At 73.0% G+C, this 17,174-nt stretch carries 10 protein-coding genes; 9 read left to right on the top strand and 1 reads right to left on the bottom strand.

Translation table 11 applies throughout. The features are described 5' to 3' along the window. Positions 1 to 152 precede the first annotated feature (152 nt). The 6 genes from ACTVZO_RS25435 to ACTVZO_RS25460 all read left to right on the top strand — a co-directional run bounded on the left by ACTVZO_RS25435 (position 153) and on the right by ACTVZO_RS25460 (position 12,261). Entirely contained in the window at positions 153 to 1,859 is a 1,707-nt protein-coding gene (locus tag ACTVZO_RS25435; RefSeq protein ID WP_443300554.1) for a glycerol-3-phosphate dehydrogenase/oxidase, read from the top strand. A 176-nt stretch (positions 1,860 to 2,035) separates the two neighbouring features. Then, a complete protein-coding gene (locus ACTVZO_RS25440) occupies positions 2,036 to 4,420 on the top strand; it encodes a serine/threonine-protein kinase (protein ID WP_443300555.1) in 2,385 nt (794 codons plus the stop codon). 79 nt (positions 4,421 to 4,499) lie between these two features. Then, on the top strand, positions 4,500 to 6,950 hold the full coding sequence (locus tag ACTVZO_RS25445) for a protein kinase (protein ID WP_443300556.1): 2,451 nt from the start codon (positions 4,500 to 4,502) through the stop codon (positions 6,948 to 6,950). Positions 6,951 to 7,075: 125 nt separating this feature from the next. Next, positions 7,076 to 8,731 (top strand): serine/threonine-protein kinase, encoded by a 1,656-nt coding sequence (locus tag ACTVZO_RS25450; protein ID WP_443300557.1) that lies wholly within the window; start codon positions 7,076 to 7,078, stop codon positions 8,729 to 8,731. Between the two features lie 93 nt (positions 8,732 to 8,824). Next, positions 8,825 to 10,453 (top strand): succinic semialdehyde dehydrogenase, encoded by a 1,629-nt coding sequence (locus ACTVZO_RS25455; protein WP_443300558.1) that lies wholly within the window; start codon positions 8,825 to 8,827, stop codon positions 10,451 to 10,453. A gap of 11 nt (positions 10,454 to 10,464) precedes the next feature. Beyond that, on the top strand, positions 10,465 to 12,261 hold the full coding sequence (locus tag ACTVZO_RS25460; protein ID WP_443300559.1) for a GMC oxidoreductase: 1,797 nt from the start codon (positions 10,465 to 10,467) through the stop codon (positions 12,259 to 12,261). Positions 12,262 to 12,701: 440 nt separating this feature from the next. Here the strand turns inward: ACTVZO_RS25460 and ACTVZO_RS25465 are convergent, their stop codons facing one another. After that, positions 12,702 to 12,995, bottom strand: a complete 294-nt coding sequence (locus ACTVZO_RS25465) for a chorismate mutase (RefSeq protein ID WP_443303263.1) — start codon at positions 12,993 to 12,995, stop codon at positions 12,702 to 12,704. 285 nt (positions 12,996 to 13,280) lie between these two features. Here ACTVZO_RS25465 and guaA point away from each other — a divergent pair, with 285 nt between their 5' ends. From guaA to ACTVZO_RS25480, 3 genes are all read left to right on the top strand, one after another. After that, positions 13,281 to 14,867, top strand: coding sequence for a glutamine-hydrolyzing GMP synthase (gene guaA, locus ACTVZO_RS25470; RefSeq protein ID WP_443300560.1), 1,587 nt, complete (start codon positions 13,281 to 13,283; stop codon positions 14,865 to 14,867). Positions 14,868 to 15,034: 167 nt separating this feature from the next. Beyond that, positions 15,035 to 15,808, top strand: coding sequence for a class II aldolase/adducin family protein (locus ACTVZO_RS25475; RefSeq protein WP_443300561.1), 774 nt, complete (start codon positions 15,035 to 15,037; stop codon positions 15,806 to 15,808). Between the two features lie 102 nt (positions 15,809 to 15,910). Further along, positions 15,911 to 17,167: a hypothetical protein gene (locus ACTVZO_RS25480; RefSeq protein ID WP_443300562.1), complete on the top strand. Its 1,257-nt coding sequence runs from the start codon at positions 15,911 to 15,913 to the stop codon at positions 17,165 to 17,167. Positions 17,168 to 17,174 lie beyond the last annotated feature (7 nt).

Here is a 17,174-nt window from a genome sequence, read left to right on the forward strand (position 1 = left end):
GACAGATATGTCGCATTCTGGGGTGGTGGTCGTCGTTGTGTTGTCCACAGGCGGTGGCTGATGTGGGTGCGGGCGGTCAGAATCATGAAACGGGGATGTGAGCGGGATCACCCGCACGACGCGGGGAACACCCGCACCAACGGGAGGCAGCCGTGAGGACAGCGACACTGGGACCGGCGCAGCGCGCCGAGGCCCTCGCCCGGATGGCCGAGCGGGAGCTGGACGTACTGGTCGTGGGCGCGGGCGTGGTCGGCGCCGGCACCGCGCTCGACGCGGCGACCAGAGGACTGTCCACCGGCCTCGTGGAGGCGCGCGACTGGGCGTCCGGGACCTCCAGCAGGTCCAGCAAGCTCATCCACGGCGGCCTGCGGTATCTGGAGATGCTCGACTTCGCCCTGGTGCGGGAGGCGCTGAAGGAGCGCGGCCTGCTGCTGGAGCGCCTCGCGCCGCACCTGGTGAAGCCGGTGCCGTTCCTCTACCCCTTGCAGCACAAGGGCTGGGAGCGGTGGTACGCGGGATCGGGCGTCGCGCTGTACGACGCGATGTCCATCTCCAGCGGGCACGGCCGGGGTCTGCCGGTGCACCGGCACCTCTCGCGCAGGCGCGCGCTGCGGGTGGCCCCGGCGCTGCGCAAGGACGCGCTGGTGGGCGCCCTGCAGTACTACGACGCCCAGATGGACGACGCGCGGTACGTGGCCACGCTGGTGCGCACGGCCTCGGCGTACGGGGCGCACTGCGCCAACCGGGCGAGAGTGATCGGATTCCTGCGCGAGGGCGAACGGGTGGTCGGCGCGCGGGTGCGGGACGTGGAGGGCGCCGGGGAATACGAGGTCCGCGCGAAGCAGGTCGTGAACGCGACCGGGGTGTGGACGGACGACACCCAGGCGCTGATCGGGGAGCGCGGGCAGTTCCACGTACGGGCGTCGAAGGGCATCCACCTGGTCGTACCGAAGGACCGGATCCATTCGAGCACCGGGCTGATCCTGCGGACCGAGAAGTCGGTGCTGTTCGTCATCCCGTGGGGGCGGCACTGGATCGTGGGCACCACGGACACCGACTGGGACCTGGACAAGGCGCACCCCGCGGCGTCGAGCGCGGACATCGACTACCTGCTGGAGCACGTGAACTCGGTGCTGGCGGTGCCGCTGACGCGGGACGACGTCCAGGGCGTGTACGCGGGCCTGCGGCCGCTGCTGGCCGGGGAGTCGGACGCGACGAGCAAGCTGTCGCGCGAGCACACGGTGGCGCATCCGGTGCCGGGGCTCGTGGTGGTGGCCGGCGGCAAGTACACGACGTACAGGGTCATGGCGAAGGACGCGGTCGACGAGGCGGTGCACGGGCTGGACCTGCGGGTGGCGGAGTGCGTGACGGAGGACGTGCCCCTGGTCGGTGCGGAGGGGTACCGGGCGCTGTGGAACGGGCGGGCGAGGACCGCGGCCCGGACGGGGCTTCACGTGGTCCGGGTGGAGCACCTGTTGAACCGGTACGGGTCGCTCACCGAGGAACTGCTCGACCTGATCGCCGCCGACCCGGGGCTGGGTGAGCCGGTGACCGGGGCGGACGACTATCTGCGGGCGGAGATCGTGTACGCCGCCTCGCACGAAGGGGCCCGCCATCTGGACGACGTACTGACCCGGCGGACGCGGATCTCGATCGAGACCTTCGACCGGGGGACGCGGTCGGCCCGGGAGTGCGCGGAGTTGATGGCGCCCGTGCTGGGGTGGGACAAGCAGCAGATCGAGAAAGAAGTGGAGCACTACGAGAAGCGGGTCCAGGCGGAGCGGGAATCGCAGCGTCAGCCGGACGACCAGACGGCGGACGCCGCGCGGCTGGGGGCGCCCGACATCGTTCCGTTGTAACTCCGGGATGTGGAAGGGGGAACCGCGGACCCGGGGCGCCCGTCCGTTGCGGAGTGAGGAACAATGAAGGTTCTGCCGGGGCGGGTTACGCGGACCCCGGTCGCCGGGTCGCTCGGCCGCCGGGTTGGTCGGACACCGGGGCAGTCGGAGCAGCGGCACGATCGCAGAGGGGACGCATGTCGAAGCCGGAGCACGGGGCGCCTGCGGCGAAGCCCGAAGAGGTGGGGGCTGCGGCTCCGGCTGCGTCGGCCGAGGCCGCGCCTGCTGAGGGTCCGAAGCCCGCGGCTGCGAAGCCGGGGCTGACGAAGGCGGAGCCCGGGGACGGGAAGACCGGGCCGAAGGCCGAACCCGAGGACGCGAAGCCGGCGGCCGGGGCGGAGCCCGAGGGCAGGGTCGAGGACAAGGCCGAGGTCGAGGCCGAGGTCGACGGCAAGGCCAAGGCCGAGGCCGGGGTGGAGCCTGAGGGTGTGGAGCCTGAGGCCGAGGCTGAGGCCAAGGCCGCGGTCAGGGCCGAGCCTGAGGACGCGAAGCCCGCGGCCAAGGCCGAGGCGGTGAAGGCCGTCAATCCCGTGGTGGAGAAGGCCGATGCCGTGGCCGCCGAGGTCAAGGCCCGGGCCGAGGCCGCCAAGGCGGCCGCGGACGGCCAGGACAAGGGACGGCTGCTGGCCGGCCGCTACCGGCTGGGCGCCGTGCTCGGCAAGGGCGGGATGGGAACCGTCTGGAGGGCCCAGGACGAGACCCTGGGCCGGACGGTCGCCGTCAAGGAGCTCCGCTTCGGCACCGGCGTCGACGAGGACGAGAAGCGACGCCTCATCACCCGCACCCTCCGCGAGGCCAAGGCCATCGCCCGGATCCGCAGCGGCGGAGCCGTCACCGTCTACGACGTCGTCGACGAGGACGCCCGGCCGTGGATCGTCATGGAGCTCATCGAGGGCCCCTCGCTCGCCGAGTTCATACGCGAGAACGGCGCGCTCACCCCGCGCCGCGCCGCCGAGGTCGGCCTCGCGGTGCTCGACGTGCTGCGCGCCGCCCACGGGCAGGGCATCCTGCACCGGGACGTCAAGCCGTCCAACGTGCTCATCGCCGCCAGCGGCCGTGTCGTCCTCACCGACTTCGGTATCGCGCAGGTCGAGGGCGATCCCTCCGTCACCTCCACCGGCATGCTCGTCGGCGCCCCCTCCTACATCTCGCCCGAGCGCGCCCGCGGCCACAAGCCCGGTCCGCCCGCCGACATGTGGTCGCTCGGCGGCCTGCTGTACGCCGCCGTCGAGGGCGTGCCCCCGTACGACAAGGGCTCCGCCCTCGCCACCCTCACCGCGGTGATGACCGAGCCGGTGGAGCCGCCCAAGAACGCCGGCCCGCTGACCGACGTCATCTACGGTCTGCTCGCCAAGGACCCGGCCCAGCGCCTGGACGACGGCCGGGCCCGGGCGATGCTGAGCGCCGTCGTCAACGCGCCCGAGCCCGAACCGGTCCCGGTGGCGGCCCCGCCCGCCGAGGAGACCCGCCAGATCTCGCTCGCCGACGCCAAGCAGGCCGCCGAGCAGGCCACCGCCCAGAAGGCGGCGGAAAAGGCGGCGAAGAAGGAACGCGAGCGCAAGGAACGCGAGCAGCGCGAACGCGCCCGCGCCGCGCTGAAGTCGGCCCGCAAGGCGGCCGCCGCCGCGGCGGCCACGACCGCCGCCACGGCCGCGGAGCCGCCGGCGGACCAGCCCGCACCCAAGCCCTCGGCCAAGACCGGCCCGGTGGCGGCCCCGCTCACCGACGTCATGCCGCGCCGCACCATCGCGCTCGCGATAGCCGCCGTGGTGGTCGTGCTCGCGGTGGTCGGCTCGCTCATCGCCTACGCCGTCGGCGGCGACGACACCGACAGCCGCAAGGACGAGGGCAAGGACGGCAAGGCCAACCCCTCGGTGTCCGCGAGCCAGTCTCCGGGCGGCGCCGGGCAGAGCCCGCAGCCCTCGGCCAAGCCCGGTGAGCCCGGTGCCGGGACGGACGGCAGCACCGCCTCCGGCGGCCAGGGCCAGCAGAGCCCGGGCGCCGGTCAGGGCCAGGGGCAGGGCCAGGGCCAGGGCGCCCAGCCCGGCGGCGGGGGGAGCGGAATACCCGCGGGCTACGTGATGGTGACGGAGCCTGGGTTCCGCTTCTCGATGGCGATGCCCCAGGGCTTCCACCAGACGGCCATAGCGGGTGACAACTCCGGCGGGATATACAGCCGCGACGGCGGCTTCCCCAGGATCCAGGTCGACTACAACGCCAACCCGGGCGATGACGCCCGGTTGGCCTGGGCCCAGCTGGCCCCCGCCGTGGCGGGCAGCAGCAAGGGCTACCGCCTGATCAGGATCGACCCGACGAACTACCGGAACTACCCCACCGTCGCCGACTGGGAGTTCGAGAGGGAGCAGAGCGGCATCCGGGTCCGCGTGCTCAACCGCGGCTTCAAGATGGACGCGACGCACGGCTACGCCATCATGATCAGCTGCCCCGCGGACCAGTGGGACGGTCCCGAGTGCACGCAGATGCGCAACACCGCCTTCGAGACCTTCCAGCCGCTCGGCTGACCTCGGGACGCGGGCGGCCCCGGAGACGTATCGTGTCAGCGGGGCCACGGGGGTGCCCCCAGCACTCGGGGGAGGCGATGTGGAGGACTACGCGGGCCGGATCGTGGCCCACCGCTACCGTCTGCCGCTGCCGCCGACGGACGAGTACGAGCTCGTGGAGACCCGCGCCTTCGACACGCGCAGCGGTCAGGAAGTCCTGGTCCGGCAGGTGCCGTTGCCGGAGGTCGTGGACGCGGAGCTGCTGGACGGACACCGGGCCGTACCGGCGGCCGGGCAGCGCGCCCCGGGCGACCTCCCGGCCGTGCGACGCGCGATCGAGGCCGCGCAGGCCGCCGCAGCCGTACCCGACCACCCCCGGCTGGACCAGGTCTTCGACGTTTTCGCCGAGGGCGGGTCGCTGTGGATAGTGAGCGAACTGGTCCCGGCCAGGCCGCTGGCGGCACTGATCGCCGATGAGCCGCTGACCGCCTACCGGGCGGCGGAGGTGGCCTCGGACGTACTGACCGCGCTGCGGGTGCTGCACGCGCACGGCTGGACCCACCGCAACATCACCGTGCGGACGGTGCTGGTCTGCGACGACGGGCGGGTCGTGCTGACCGGCCTCGCGGCCGGCGCGGCGGAGGACGCCCTGTGCGGCTACGACCCCGTTCCGGGCGGTGACGCCTCCGGCGGGGGTACGGGATGGGGCGAAGCCCCGCCCCCGGCCCCGCCCGCGCCGGCCCGACAGCCCGGACCCGGCCCCGCCGGACCCGGCCCCGCCGGACCGGTCCCAGCCGGACCCGGCGCGGAGACGTACGGCGGCGGGTATGCGCCGTTGGTGGCTCCGGGGTACGACACCGGGCCGCGGTACAGCGATCACATCACCCCCGGACGCCCGAGCCCCGAGGAGCGGCCCGAGCTCAAGGCCGCCGCGCGGGCCGGGGCCATCGCCGCGTACCGGGCGGGCGCGCGGGCGGCCGCGGCCAAGGTCGGCGAGCAGCGGCAGAGCGACCCCGTCGTCGTACCGGAGCCGAGGCCGCAGGGGTCGACCCTGCCGCAGGGGTACTCGTACCCGTACGGCGGCCCGGAGGCCGGTACCGCCGCGCCCTGGCACGGCGCCACCCCCCGCCGCCCGGCGCTCGAACCTCCCGAGCCGGAGAGCGAACGGGAACGAGACCCGAAGCCGCAGCCGGACCCGCAGCCGGACCCGCAGCCGGAGCCTCAGCAGCTGCCGCCGCCTCAGTCGCCCGGGCTGCCCGCACAGCTCGCGCTGCCCCAGGGCTACCGCCAGGCCGACGCCCCGTCACCCCCGCGGACCGGCACCGGCACCGGCACCGGCACCGGGACCGGCACCGCCGACAGCTGGTCCGGCCCCCGCAGCGGCCTCGACGCCGAACGGGCCCGCCAGACGCGGATGGCGGTCGTCGGCGCCGTCACCGAGCGGTGGGCCCCCGAGCAGGCCGGCTCCGTCACCGGGCCCTGGCAGCTGGCGGCCCCCGTCGGCCCCGCCACCGACCTCTGGGCGCTCGGCGCGCTGCTGTACCGGGCCGTCCAGGGCCACGCCCCGTACCCCGAGGAGTCCGTCGCCGAGCTCGTCGAGATGGTCTGCGCCGAGCCGCCGGCCTTCGCCGAGGAGTGCGGCGCGCTCCGCCCGGTCGTCGAGTCGCTGCTGCGTCAGGACCCGACCGAGCGCCCGGACTTCGAGGAGCTCCGCGGCTGGCTGCGCTCGCTCGTACGGTCCGCCCCCGAGCCCGACGCGGGCCTCGCCATGCTCCCGATGCCCGAACCGGACCCCGCGCGGCTGCCCGTCGTACGCCGTCGCGGCGACCTCCACGGGCGGCACCGCAATCCCGCGGCCCCCCGCAAGCCCCGCGCCCTGGGCCGGAGCCTGCTCCTCGGCATCCTGGTCCTGCTCGCCGGGGCAGTGGCGTACGCGATGCTCTTCATGCCCCGCTCCGCCGACCCGCAGGGCCGGGGCGGCAGCGCCGCGCCCACCGCGCCCCGGCAGAGCCCGTCCCAGGTCCCGACCGGAACCCCCGAGTCCAAGCCCGCGCCCCAGACGACGACACCGCCCCCGGCGGCGACCCCGGCCGCGCCGGCCCCGGCCGGGTACACCACCCAGCAGGATCCGGAGCACTTCGAGATCGTGGTCCCCGACGGCTGGGAGCGCCGCGGCATCAACGAGGCCGGCCAGGTCCGCTACACCAGCGGGCAGTTCACGCTGACGGTGGTCCCCGGCCGGGACAAGGTCGAGGGCAACCCGGACCCGGCGGCATACCAGAAGGACAAGGAGCAGGAGCTGACGCCGTACCGGACCTCCACCTGGTCCACGGTCGGCGACGTCAAGACCACCAAGGTCGGCCAGCAGCTGCGCGCCACGGGCCGTTACACGTGGATCGACGGCACCGGACGCAACGTGTTCGCCCGCAATTTCGTCGTCGCGCTGGGCGGCAGCTACCACGTGGTCATGGTCACCGGCCCGGAAGACGAGCAGGGAAAGGTGACCGAGGTCTTCGAGAAGGCCACGACGAGTTACAAATCGGGCGGATGAACGGTGGCTGACGGGCGGTCAGTACGGCGATTGCGTCACAGTGCGGGCTTTCCGCGGCCGTGCGGTTCCGACACCGGCCGTGGGCTCCGTAATCTGGCCTGAAGTGCGGAGAGCGGCGGGGTTTTGTGGAACAGCAGACAGGTGGGGGCGCCGTGCTGGCGGGCCGGTACCGGCTCATCGAGCCGATCGGCCGTGGCGGCATGGGCAAGGTGTGGCGCGCGCATGACGAGCTGCTGCACAGGACCGTCGCCGTCAAGGAGCTGACGGCGGGTCTGTACGTCGCCCAGGCCGACCGGGACGTCATGCACGCCCGGACGCAGAAGGAGGCCCGGGCCGCGGCCCGGATCCAGCATCCGGCGGTCGTCACCGTCCACGACGTGCTGGAGCACGACGACCGGCCGTGGATCGTCATGGAGTACATCGACGGCCCCTCCCTCGCGGACGCGGCCAAGGCGGCCGGGCGCATCGAGCCCCGCGAGGCGGCCAGGATCGGGCTGCACGTGCTGGGCGCGCTCCGGGCGGCGCACGCGGTCGGCGTACTGCACCGCGACGTGAAGCCGGGCAACGTGCTGCTGGCCAAGGACGGCCGGGTGCTGCTCACGGACTTCGGGATCGCGGCGATCGAGGGGGACTCCTCGATCACGCGCACCGGCGAGATCGTCGGATCCATCGACTACCTGGCCCCCGAGCGGGTCACCGGCGGGACCCCGGGCACGGCCTCCGACCTGTGGTCGCTGGGCGCGACCCTGTACACGGCGGTGGAGGCCCGTTCGCCGTTCCGCCGCACCTCGCCCATCTCCAGCCTCCAGGCCGTGGTGAACGACGAACCGCCGGCCCTGAAGCAGTCCGGCGCACTGGGCCCGGTCATCACGGCCCTGCTGCGGAAGGATCCGGCGGACCGGCCGACGGCCGGGGAGGCGGAGCGGATGCTGCTGGAGGCGATGGAGGGCCGGGAGCCGAAGGCGGCGCAGGCGTACGTGCCCACGCGTTCGGTGACCTCGCAGGAGCTCGCCCCGGCGCAGGACCATCCGCAGGAGGTGTCGCAGGAGGCGGCGGCTCCCGGGACCACCGCCCACACGACCCCGCTGCCGGAGCCCGAGACCCCCGTGTCCGCGCCGGCCCCCACCGACCGGGCGGGCGGCGGCTGGATCAAGCGCGCCGCGGCCGTGGCCCTGGTGGCGGCGCTGATCGGCGGCGGCGGGGTGTTCGGAATCCTCAAGTACACGAGCGACAGCGGTTCGGGCGGATCGGACAAGAACGCGAGCGCCCCCGACCAGGAGGGTGCGGGCGGGGAGTCGAAGTCGCAGAAGTCCCAGGCCGCGCCGCCGGCCGGCTGGTCCAAGGTCACCGACCCGGAGGGCTTCACCCTGTTCGTGCCGGACGGCTGGCACCGGGAGTACAACGGCACCCAGATCGACTACACCCCGGACAACGGCAATCACTTCATCCGGATCGCCGTCGACCCGACCCCGGACTACGAGACCCCGTACCTGCACCTGCTCGACCTGGAGAAGCAGGTGCGCAAGCGGGCGGAGTACAAGCGGCTGCGGCTGGAGCAGAACAGCTTCCGGGACACCACCCGGGGCGCCCTGTGGGACTTCACCTGGACCGAGAAGGGGACGCTCGCCGGGCCCCGGCGGGCGAAGGAGCAGATGTACATCGCCCCGGACGGCACCGAGTACGCGGTGTACATGTCGAGCCCCGCCGCCGACTGGGACACGACGCGGCAGCAGTTCGACATCGTGCTCAGCGGCTGGGAGCCGCCCGCCGCGAAGCCCTGATTCCGTCATCCTGCCAGCGATCGCTGGCGGAAATGGCAAAATCCGGTTACCCACGGGTACCCAAAGCCTGTCCGGCGCAATACGCTCACCGCCATGACGGACTCGCAGGCCCCGGCCCCCCTCCGCACCGCACCGGCACCCACCAACCCGGTCGCCCCGGCCCCGGCCGGCGTCCGCACCGCGGCCGACGTGGTGACCCCCGATCTGGTCGTCCGCCTCACCCGCGGGGTGATCGGCTCCGGCCGCACCGCCAACCACAGCCCCTTCACCGGGGACCGGCTGGCGGAACTCCCCGAGGCCACCCCCGAGGACGTGGCCGAGGCCTTCGCCCGGGCCCGCGCCGCCCAGCCCGCCTGGGCCGCCGTCCCCGTGCGCAAGCGGGCCGCCGTACTGCTGCGCTTCCACGACCTGGTCCTCGCCCGGCAGGCCGAGGTGCTCGACCTGATCCAGCTGGAGACCGGCAAGGCCCGCCTGCACGCCCACGAAGAGGTCCAGGCGGTCGCCGTCTCCGCCCGGCACTACGGCCGCAAGGCCCCCGGCTACCTGCGCCCCAAGGGCCACACGGGCGCCATGCCCACCCTCACCAAGGTCACCGAACTGCGCCAGCCGCGCGGGGTCGTCGGCCAGATCGCCCCCTGGAACTACCCGCTGGAACTGTCCGTCGGCGACGCGCTGCCCGCCTTCGTCTCGGGCAACGCCGTGGTCATGAAGCCCGACACCGAGACCGCGCTGACCGCCCTGTGGGCCCGCGACCTGCTCATCGAGGCAGGCCTGCCCGCCGAGGTCTTCCAGATCGTCCTCGGCGAAGGCCCCGTCGTCGGCCCCGAAGTGGTCCGGCACGCCGACTACGTCTCCTTCACCGGCTCCACCCGCACCGGCCGCGAGGTCGCCCAGGGCGCGGCCGCCCGCCTCGTCGGCGTCTCCCTCGAGCTCGGCGGCAAGAACGCCATGCTGGTCCTGCATGACGCCGACATCGAGAAGGCCGCCGCGGGCGCCGTCCGCGCCTGCTTCTCCTCCGCCGGCCAGCTGTGCATCTCCATCGAGCGGCTCTACGTGCACGCCTCGGTCGCCGACGCGTTCGTCGAGAGGTTCGCCGCCCGCACCAAGGCCATGCGCCTGGGCAGTGCGCTCGCCTACGGCGCCGACATGGGCTCGCTGGTCGGCGAGCGCCAGCTGGAGACCGTACAGCGGCACGTGGACGAGGCCGTCGCCAAGGGAGCCACGCTCGTCGCCGGCGGCACCGCCCGCCCCGACATCGGCCCCCTCTTCTACGAGCCGACCATCCTCGACGGCGTCGAGGCGCCCATGGCGGTGTGCGGCGAGGAGACCTTCGGCCCGGTCGTGTCCGTCTACCGCTTCACCGACGAGGACCAGGCCATCGCCGAGGCCAACGGCACCGCCTACGGCCTGAACTCCAGCGTCTGGACCAAGGACGCCCGCCGCGGCCACGCCGTCGCCGCCCGTCTGCGCACCGGCACCGTCAACATCAACGAGGGCTACGCCCCCGCCTACGGCAGCGCCCAGGCGCCCATGGGCGGCATGAAGGACTCCGGGCTCGGCCGCCGCCACGGCTCCGAGGGCATCCTCAAGTACACCGAGGCCCAGACCGTCGCCCACCAGCGGCTGCTCCCGATGGCGCCCTCGCTGGGCATGGACGACGAGAAGTACGCGGCGTTCATGACCCGCAGCCTCCAGGTCATGAAGGCCCTCCGACTCCGCTGAAGGGGCACACCGTGTCTGAGCCGTACGACTACGACGTCATCGTCATCGGATCCGGCTTCGGCGGGTCGGTCTCGGCCCTGCGCCTCACCGAGAAGGGCTACCGGGTGGGCGTCCTGGAGGCAGGGCGCCGCTTCACCCGGGACAGCCTGCCGAAGAACAGCTGGGACCTGCGCAACTACCTGTGGGCCCCGGCCCTCGGGCTGTACGGGATCCAGCGCATCCACCTGCTCGGCAACGTGATGGTGCTCGCGGGCGCCGGGGTGGGCGGCGGATCCCTCAACTACGCCAACACCCTGTACGTGCCGCCCACCGCCTTCTTCGAGGACCGGCAGTGGGCTGGCATCACCGACTGGCGCGAGGAACTGGCCCCGTACTACGACCAGGCCAAGCGGATGCTCGGCGTCCGCCTCAACCCGACCATGACCCCCTCCGACGTCCACCTCAAGGCGGCCGCCGCGAAGATGGGCGTGGCCGACTCCTTCCACATGGCCCCGGTCGGCGTCTTCTTCGGCGACGGAGCCGACGCCGGGGGGAACGAGCGGGTCCGGCCCGGGGACGAGGTCGCCGACCCGTACTTCGGCGGCGCCGGCCCCGCCCGCAAGGCCTGCACCGAATGCGGCGAGTGCATGACCGGCTGCCGGCACGGCGCGAAGAACACCCTGGGCGAGAACTACCTGCACCTCGCCGAACGCGCCGGGGCCGTCATCCACCCCATGACCACGGTCACCGCGCTCTCCGAACACCCCGAGGGCGGCTACCGGATCCGTACGGTCCCCACCGACCAGCGCCGCAAGGGCAGGCCGAAGGTGCTGCGCGCCCGGTACGTGGTCGTCGCGGCGGGCACGTACGGGACCCAGACCCTGCTGCACACGATGAAGGACCGCGGCGAGCTCCCCGGGATCTCGGACCGGCTCGGCGACCTGACCCGGACCAACTCCGAGGGCCTGGTCGGCGCGCAGACCGACGACCGCCGCTACCGCAGGCGGCATGGCGCGGGCCCCAGCGAGGGGCAGCGCGCCGACTTCACCCGGGGCGTGGCGATCACCTCCTCGGTGCACCCCAACGCCGACACCCACATCGAGCCCGTCCGCTACGGCAAGGGCTCCAACGCGATGGGGTTCATGACCGTCCTCCAGGTCCCGTACAGCAGGCACCGGGTCCGCGCCTGGTTCGCCCGCACCGCCAGGCACCCGCTCCAGCTGGCCCGTTCGCTGTCCAACCGGCGCTGGTCGGAGCGGACCATCATCGGCCTGGTCATGCAGTCGCTGGACAACTCGCTGACCACCTACCGCAAGCCCGGCGGCATCGGGAAGGGCTTGCTCACCGCCCGTCAGGGCCACGGCGCCCCCAACCCGGTCCAGATCGAGGAGGCCACCCGGGCCGCGACCCTGCTGGCCGAGGAGATCAACGGCTTCGCCGGCAGCAACATCGGCGAGCTCATGGGCACCCCGCTGACCGCGCACTTCCTCGGCGGCTGCCCGATCGGCGCCTCGCCCGAGGAGGGCGTGGTGGACCCGTACCACCGGCTCTACGGGCACCCGGGGATCTCGGTGGTGGACGGCTCGGCGGTTTCCGCGAACCTCGGCGTGAACCCGTCGCTGACGATCACGGCGCAGGCCGAGCGGGCGATGTCGTACTGGCCGAACAAGGGCGAGCAGGACCCGCGTCCGGAGCAGGGGGCGGGCTACGTACGGCTCGCGGCGGTGGAACCGGTTCGTCCGGCCGTTCCGAAGGAGGCCTTCGGCGCGCTGCGGCTGCCGTTCCTGGCCGTCCCCGAGGTCCCGCCGAAGGTCGTGGACCAGGTCTGATGACCGGGTCGGCACCGCGCTCCCCCTCCGAGCGCGGTACCCACCGCGGTACATGAGTGACAGGCGGTCGCCACGGAAGGTTGTACCGGAATCCGTCACCCCGGGCTGTGGTGTCGGTCACACAGTGAAGTGTGCATGTGTGCCGGGAGGGTCGGGGGTGACCGGAGAGCCGGGGTGACCGGAGAGCTCCGAACGCCGAACGGCCGGCCCGGGGCGTCCCCAGGGCCGGCCGTTCTTTGTGGGGTGACCGGGCTGCTGTCCCCTGCCGTCCGGTCACGCGAGGGAGCGAGGTCCCACGACGCGCCCCCCACGGGGAACGCGCCTCATCGCTCCGGCGGAGCCACGCGTGGTGTTGCGGTCGCGCGCCTGGCTGGTGCGGACAACCACACCAACGAAGGGCACTCGGGGCGGTCACGGTCCGGACGGGTGACGAACAGCCGTCACACGCGCCCCCGGCACAGCTCGAGCAGCGTCATGGCGAGGGCGGTGCCGGGCTTGCCGAGGGCATCGCTCCAGTGCGAGAGCACCTCCATCTCCCGGGACAGGTGCACCCGCCGCCCGCCGGAGGAGATCCGCGCCTCCTGGATGACCGTCGAGACGGCCATGCGCTCCTGGATCAGCCCGATGATCCGGTCGTCGAGGGCGTCGATGCGCTCACGGGAGTCGGCGATGAGCTGCTCGGAGGTGGCGGCGGTCATCGTGGTCGTGCTCATGGTCTTCGTCTCCTGTCGGATGGAGCCCGCCGCCCGCCAGTCCCGAGAACGCCAGAGCGCCCCGGTCCTGTCGGACCGGGGCGCTCTGGGAAGTTCAGCGGCTCAGGCGAGCATCACGAAGACCCATGGCGACCGGACCGGCCGGTGCCATAGGTAAAGAGGAAGCTCAGCTGCTTGCGCATGGAACGGATTATGTACTTCCGTCCCCCTCCCGGCCAAGCCGGTTCGGATGGTGAGACGAAGAGGGGTGTGGGTGCCCCGTTAGAATCGACAAAACAGCCACCTCTTCCGCCGGAAGGCCGCCCCGTGCCAGAAGCACCCTCCGCCGCCCACGACAGCGCCCCGGACACGGTTCTCGTCGTCGACTTCGGCGCCCAGTACGCCCAGCTCATCGCCCGCCGCGTCCGCGAGGCACGGGTCTACAGCGAGATCGTGCCGAGCTCGATGCCCGTCGACGAGATGCTGGCCAAGAACCCCAAGGCGATCATCCTCTCCGGCGGTCCGTCCTCCGTGTACGAGGAGGGCGCCCCGCGGCTCGACCGTTCCCTGTTCGAGGCCGGTGTTCCCGTCTTCGGCATGTGCTACGGCTTCCAGCTGATGGCGACCACCCTCGGCGGCCAGGTCGACAACACCGGCGCCCGCGAGTACGGCCGTACCCAGCTGGCCGTCTCCAAGACCGGCTCCACCCTCTTCGAGGGCACCCCCGGGCAGCAGTCGGTGTGGATGTCGCACGGCGACGCCTGTTCCGCCGCCCCCGAGGGCTTCACCGTCACCGCGTCCACCGACGTGGTCCCGGTCGCGGCCTTCGAGAACGACGAGAAGAAGCTGTACGGCGTGCAGTACCACCCCGAGGTGATGCACTCCACGCACGGCCAGCAGGTCCTCGAGCACTTCCTCTACCGGGGCGCGGGCCTGTCCCCGACCTGGACCACCGGCAACATCGTCGAGGAGCAGATCGCGGCCATCCGCGAGCAGGTCGGCGACAAGCGCGCCATCTGCGGCCTCTCCGGCGGCGTGGACTCGGCCGTGGCCGCGGCCCTCGTGCAGAAGGCCATCGGCTCGCAGCTGACCTGTGTGTACGTCGACCACGGTCTGATGCGCAAGGGTGAGACCGAGCAGGTCGAGAAGGACTTCGTCGCAGCGACCGGCGTGCAGCTGAAGGTCGTCGACGCGCAGGAGCGCTTCCTGAACGCGCTGGCCGGCGTCTCCGACCCGGAGACCAAGCGCAAGATCATCGGCCGTGAGTTCATCCGCGTCTTCGAGCAGGCCCAGCTGGAGATCCTCCAGGAGGACGGCCCCGCGGTCGCGTTCCTGGTGCAGGGCACCCTGTACCCGGACGTGGTCGAGTCCGGCGGCGGCACCGGCACCGCGAACATCAAGTCCCACCACAACGTGGGCGGCCTCCCCGACGACATCGAGTTCGAGCTCGTCGAGCCGCTGCGCCAGCTGTTCAAGGACGAGGTCCGGATGGTCGGCCAGGAGCTCGGCCTGCCCGACGAGATCGTCCAGCGCCAGCCCTTCCCCGGCCCCGGCCTCGGCATCCGCATCGTCGGCGAGGTCACCCGGGAGCGCCTGGACCTGCTGCGCGAGGCCGACGCCATCGCCCGCCACGAGCTCACCGCGGCCGGCCTGGACCGCGAGATCTGGCAGTGCCCGGTCGTCCTGCTCGCGGACGTCCGCAGCGTCGGCGTCCAGGGCGACGGCCGCAGCTACGGCCACCCGATCGTGCTGCGTCCCGTCTCCTCCGAGGACGCGATGACCGCGGACTGGACGCGCATGCCGTACGAGGTGCTCGCGCGGATCTCCACCCGCATCACCAACGAGGTGCCGGACGTGAACCGTGTGGTCCTGGACTGCACGAGCAAGCCCCCGGGCACCATCGAGTGGGAGTAGTCCCCACCCGGACCGCAGCCGAAGCCGCCGCTCCCTCCCGAGCGGCGGCTTCGCCGTTTTCCCGGCTCCGTTCCTGCGGCGCCTCCTTCTCGGGGCCGCGTTCCTCTGGCCACTTCGCGGACGCGCCGGTACCTTGCGCCGCGACCCGAGCCGTCGCAGGAGGTCCCATGCCGGATCAGCCCGTACCCGTCCCCGTGGAACGGCTCGGCTTCGAGATGCCGCCCGTCCACACCGACCCGGCCGACGAGCGGGCGCACCGCAAGGAGCGGCTCGCCGGAGCGCTGCGCCTGCTGGGCTGGCTCGGCTACGAGGACGGGGTGGCCGGGCACGTCAGCGCGCGGGACCCGGAGTTCGAGGACTGCTACTGGGTCAACCCCTTCGGGCGGGCCTTCGCCGCGCTGACCGCCGCGGACCTGCTGCTGGTCGACGGGGACGGGCGGGTCCTCCAGGGGGAGCGCCGGGTCAACGAGCTGGCCTTCGCCGTGCACGCCGCCGTGCACCGGGAGCGCCCCGGGGTGGTGGCCGTGGTGCGCACGCAGGCCCCGTACGGCCGCGCCCTCGCCGCGCTCGGCGAGCTGCTGGCCCCGATCTCCCAGGAGGCCTGCGCCTTCTACGAGGACCACGCCCTGCTCGACGAGTTCGCCGGAGCCGAGGACGCGAGCCGGATCGGGCGCGCGCTGGGCCCGTACAAGGCGCTGATCCTGCGCAACCGGGGGCTGCTGACGGTGGGGGGATCGGTGGACGCCGCTGTCTGGTGGTTCATCGCGGCGGAGCGGGCCGCCCAGGTGCAGCTGATCGCGCGGGCGGCCGGGAAACCGGTGCTCATCGACCACCACAGCGCGCTCGCCACACGGGAGCGGTTCGGGTCCGATCTGGCCGCCTGGGTGAACTACCAGCCCCTGCGCCACAGCGGTGACACGCCGGTGGCGTCAACATCATGAACGGTTAATCACCTGCTCTGACATCGTGCGCAATCCGGAACACTGCCGCAGTGGTGCACAATTCGCTGGCATTGCACCGTAGTTCAGAGAGGCGGCACGCACGTGGCTGTCCAAGAGATGTCCCGGGGTACTCACACCGCGGCCTGCGCATGCGACGACTGCGCACGGGAAGGGCACCGCCGGGCCGTGGCCGCCTTCCTGGAGAAGCGCGACGAGTTCGCCGCCGGACAGGGGCTGCCCGCCGCCGTGGCCCACTCGCTCGGAGCGTCCCGGCAGTGGGTCTCCGACGAACTGACCCTGTCGGCCCGCACCGTCGCCGACCGGGGCCGGGAGGCCGGGAACTCCTGGCTGTACCTGTTCTCGCGGCGGGCCGTGCTCGGCGTGTGGATCGCCGCAGGGGTGCTGCTCCTGGTCCAGGTCGCCACCGCGCTCGGCACCGGCTGGTCCACGGCCCGCACCGCCGGGCTGCTGGCCGCCCTGGTCCTGGCCGGGCTGCTGACCGTCGCGGCCCGCGCCCAGTCGGTGCGCGGCGGGCTGCTGGCCCCGCTGGTCGGCGAGGACAACCGGCTGTCCACCTCCAAGGCGGTGCCGAGCGCCTGGGTGGTGCTGACGGCGTTCGCCGGCCTGCTGCCCGCGCTGCGGCTGGCGGCCTCGGCGCCGGGCCCCGAACGGCAGGCCCTGTACGCGGGGTTCGCCCTGGACCGGGCGCTGCCCCTGCTCGCGGTGGTCTCGCTGACCTCGGTGGTGGCCGTGGTGGTGCGCCGGGTGGTCTCCGTACGGATCATGGGCCAGCGCCTGCAGAAGCTGCCGGCCGACCGGCCGCGCGGGGTGGACCTGCTGACGGACGACGCGGGCCGCGGCAGCTTCCCGGACACGCAGTACGTGCTCGTCTCCACGGTGGTGCTGGTCTACGCGGCCGCGTCGCTGGCCCGCTTCCCGGACCGGCTGCCGCAGCTGCCCTGGGCCCTGGCCCTGCTGGTGGCGCTGTCGGCCGCGGTGTACCTGGCGGCCAAGTACGCGGAGGGCAGCCGCCCGCTGGTGCTGTCGGTGGTGCGCAGACGGGAGCCCGGCGACCTGGACGCGGCGGTCCGGCCCGGGGACGACATCGAGATCCGGGGGGTGGGCTTCGTGCCGCCCGGGGCGCAGACACCGGAGATGCTGGCCCGGCTGGTGGTGCGGATCGGGGCGGTGCACGTGCACGTGCCGCTGGTTCCGGTGCCGGGCGGATTCACCAATCCCTCCGACACGGTGCTGACGGTGCCGGTGCCGGCCGAGGTCGAGCCGGGGCGGATCGACATCCAGGTGGTCACCGCCGCCGGGGTGGAATCCAACCGGTGCATCATCGACGTGGCGGAGTGATCGGGGT

Origin of the sequence: Streptomyces sp. IBSNAI002 (genome assembly GCF_052244475.1) — a bacterium.
GTDB lineage: Bacteria > Actinomycetota > Actinomycetes > Streptomycetales > Streptomycetaceae > Streptomyces.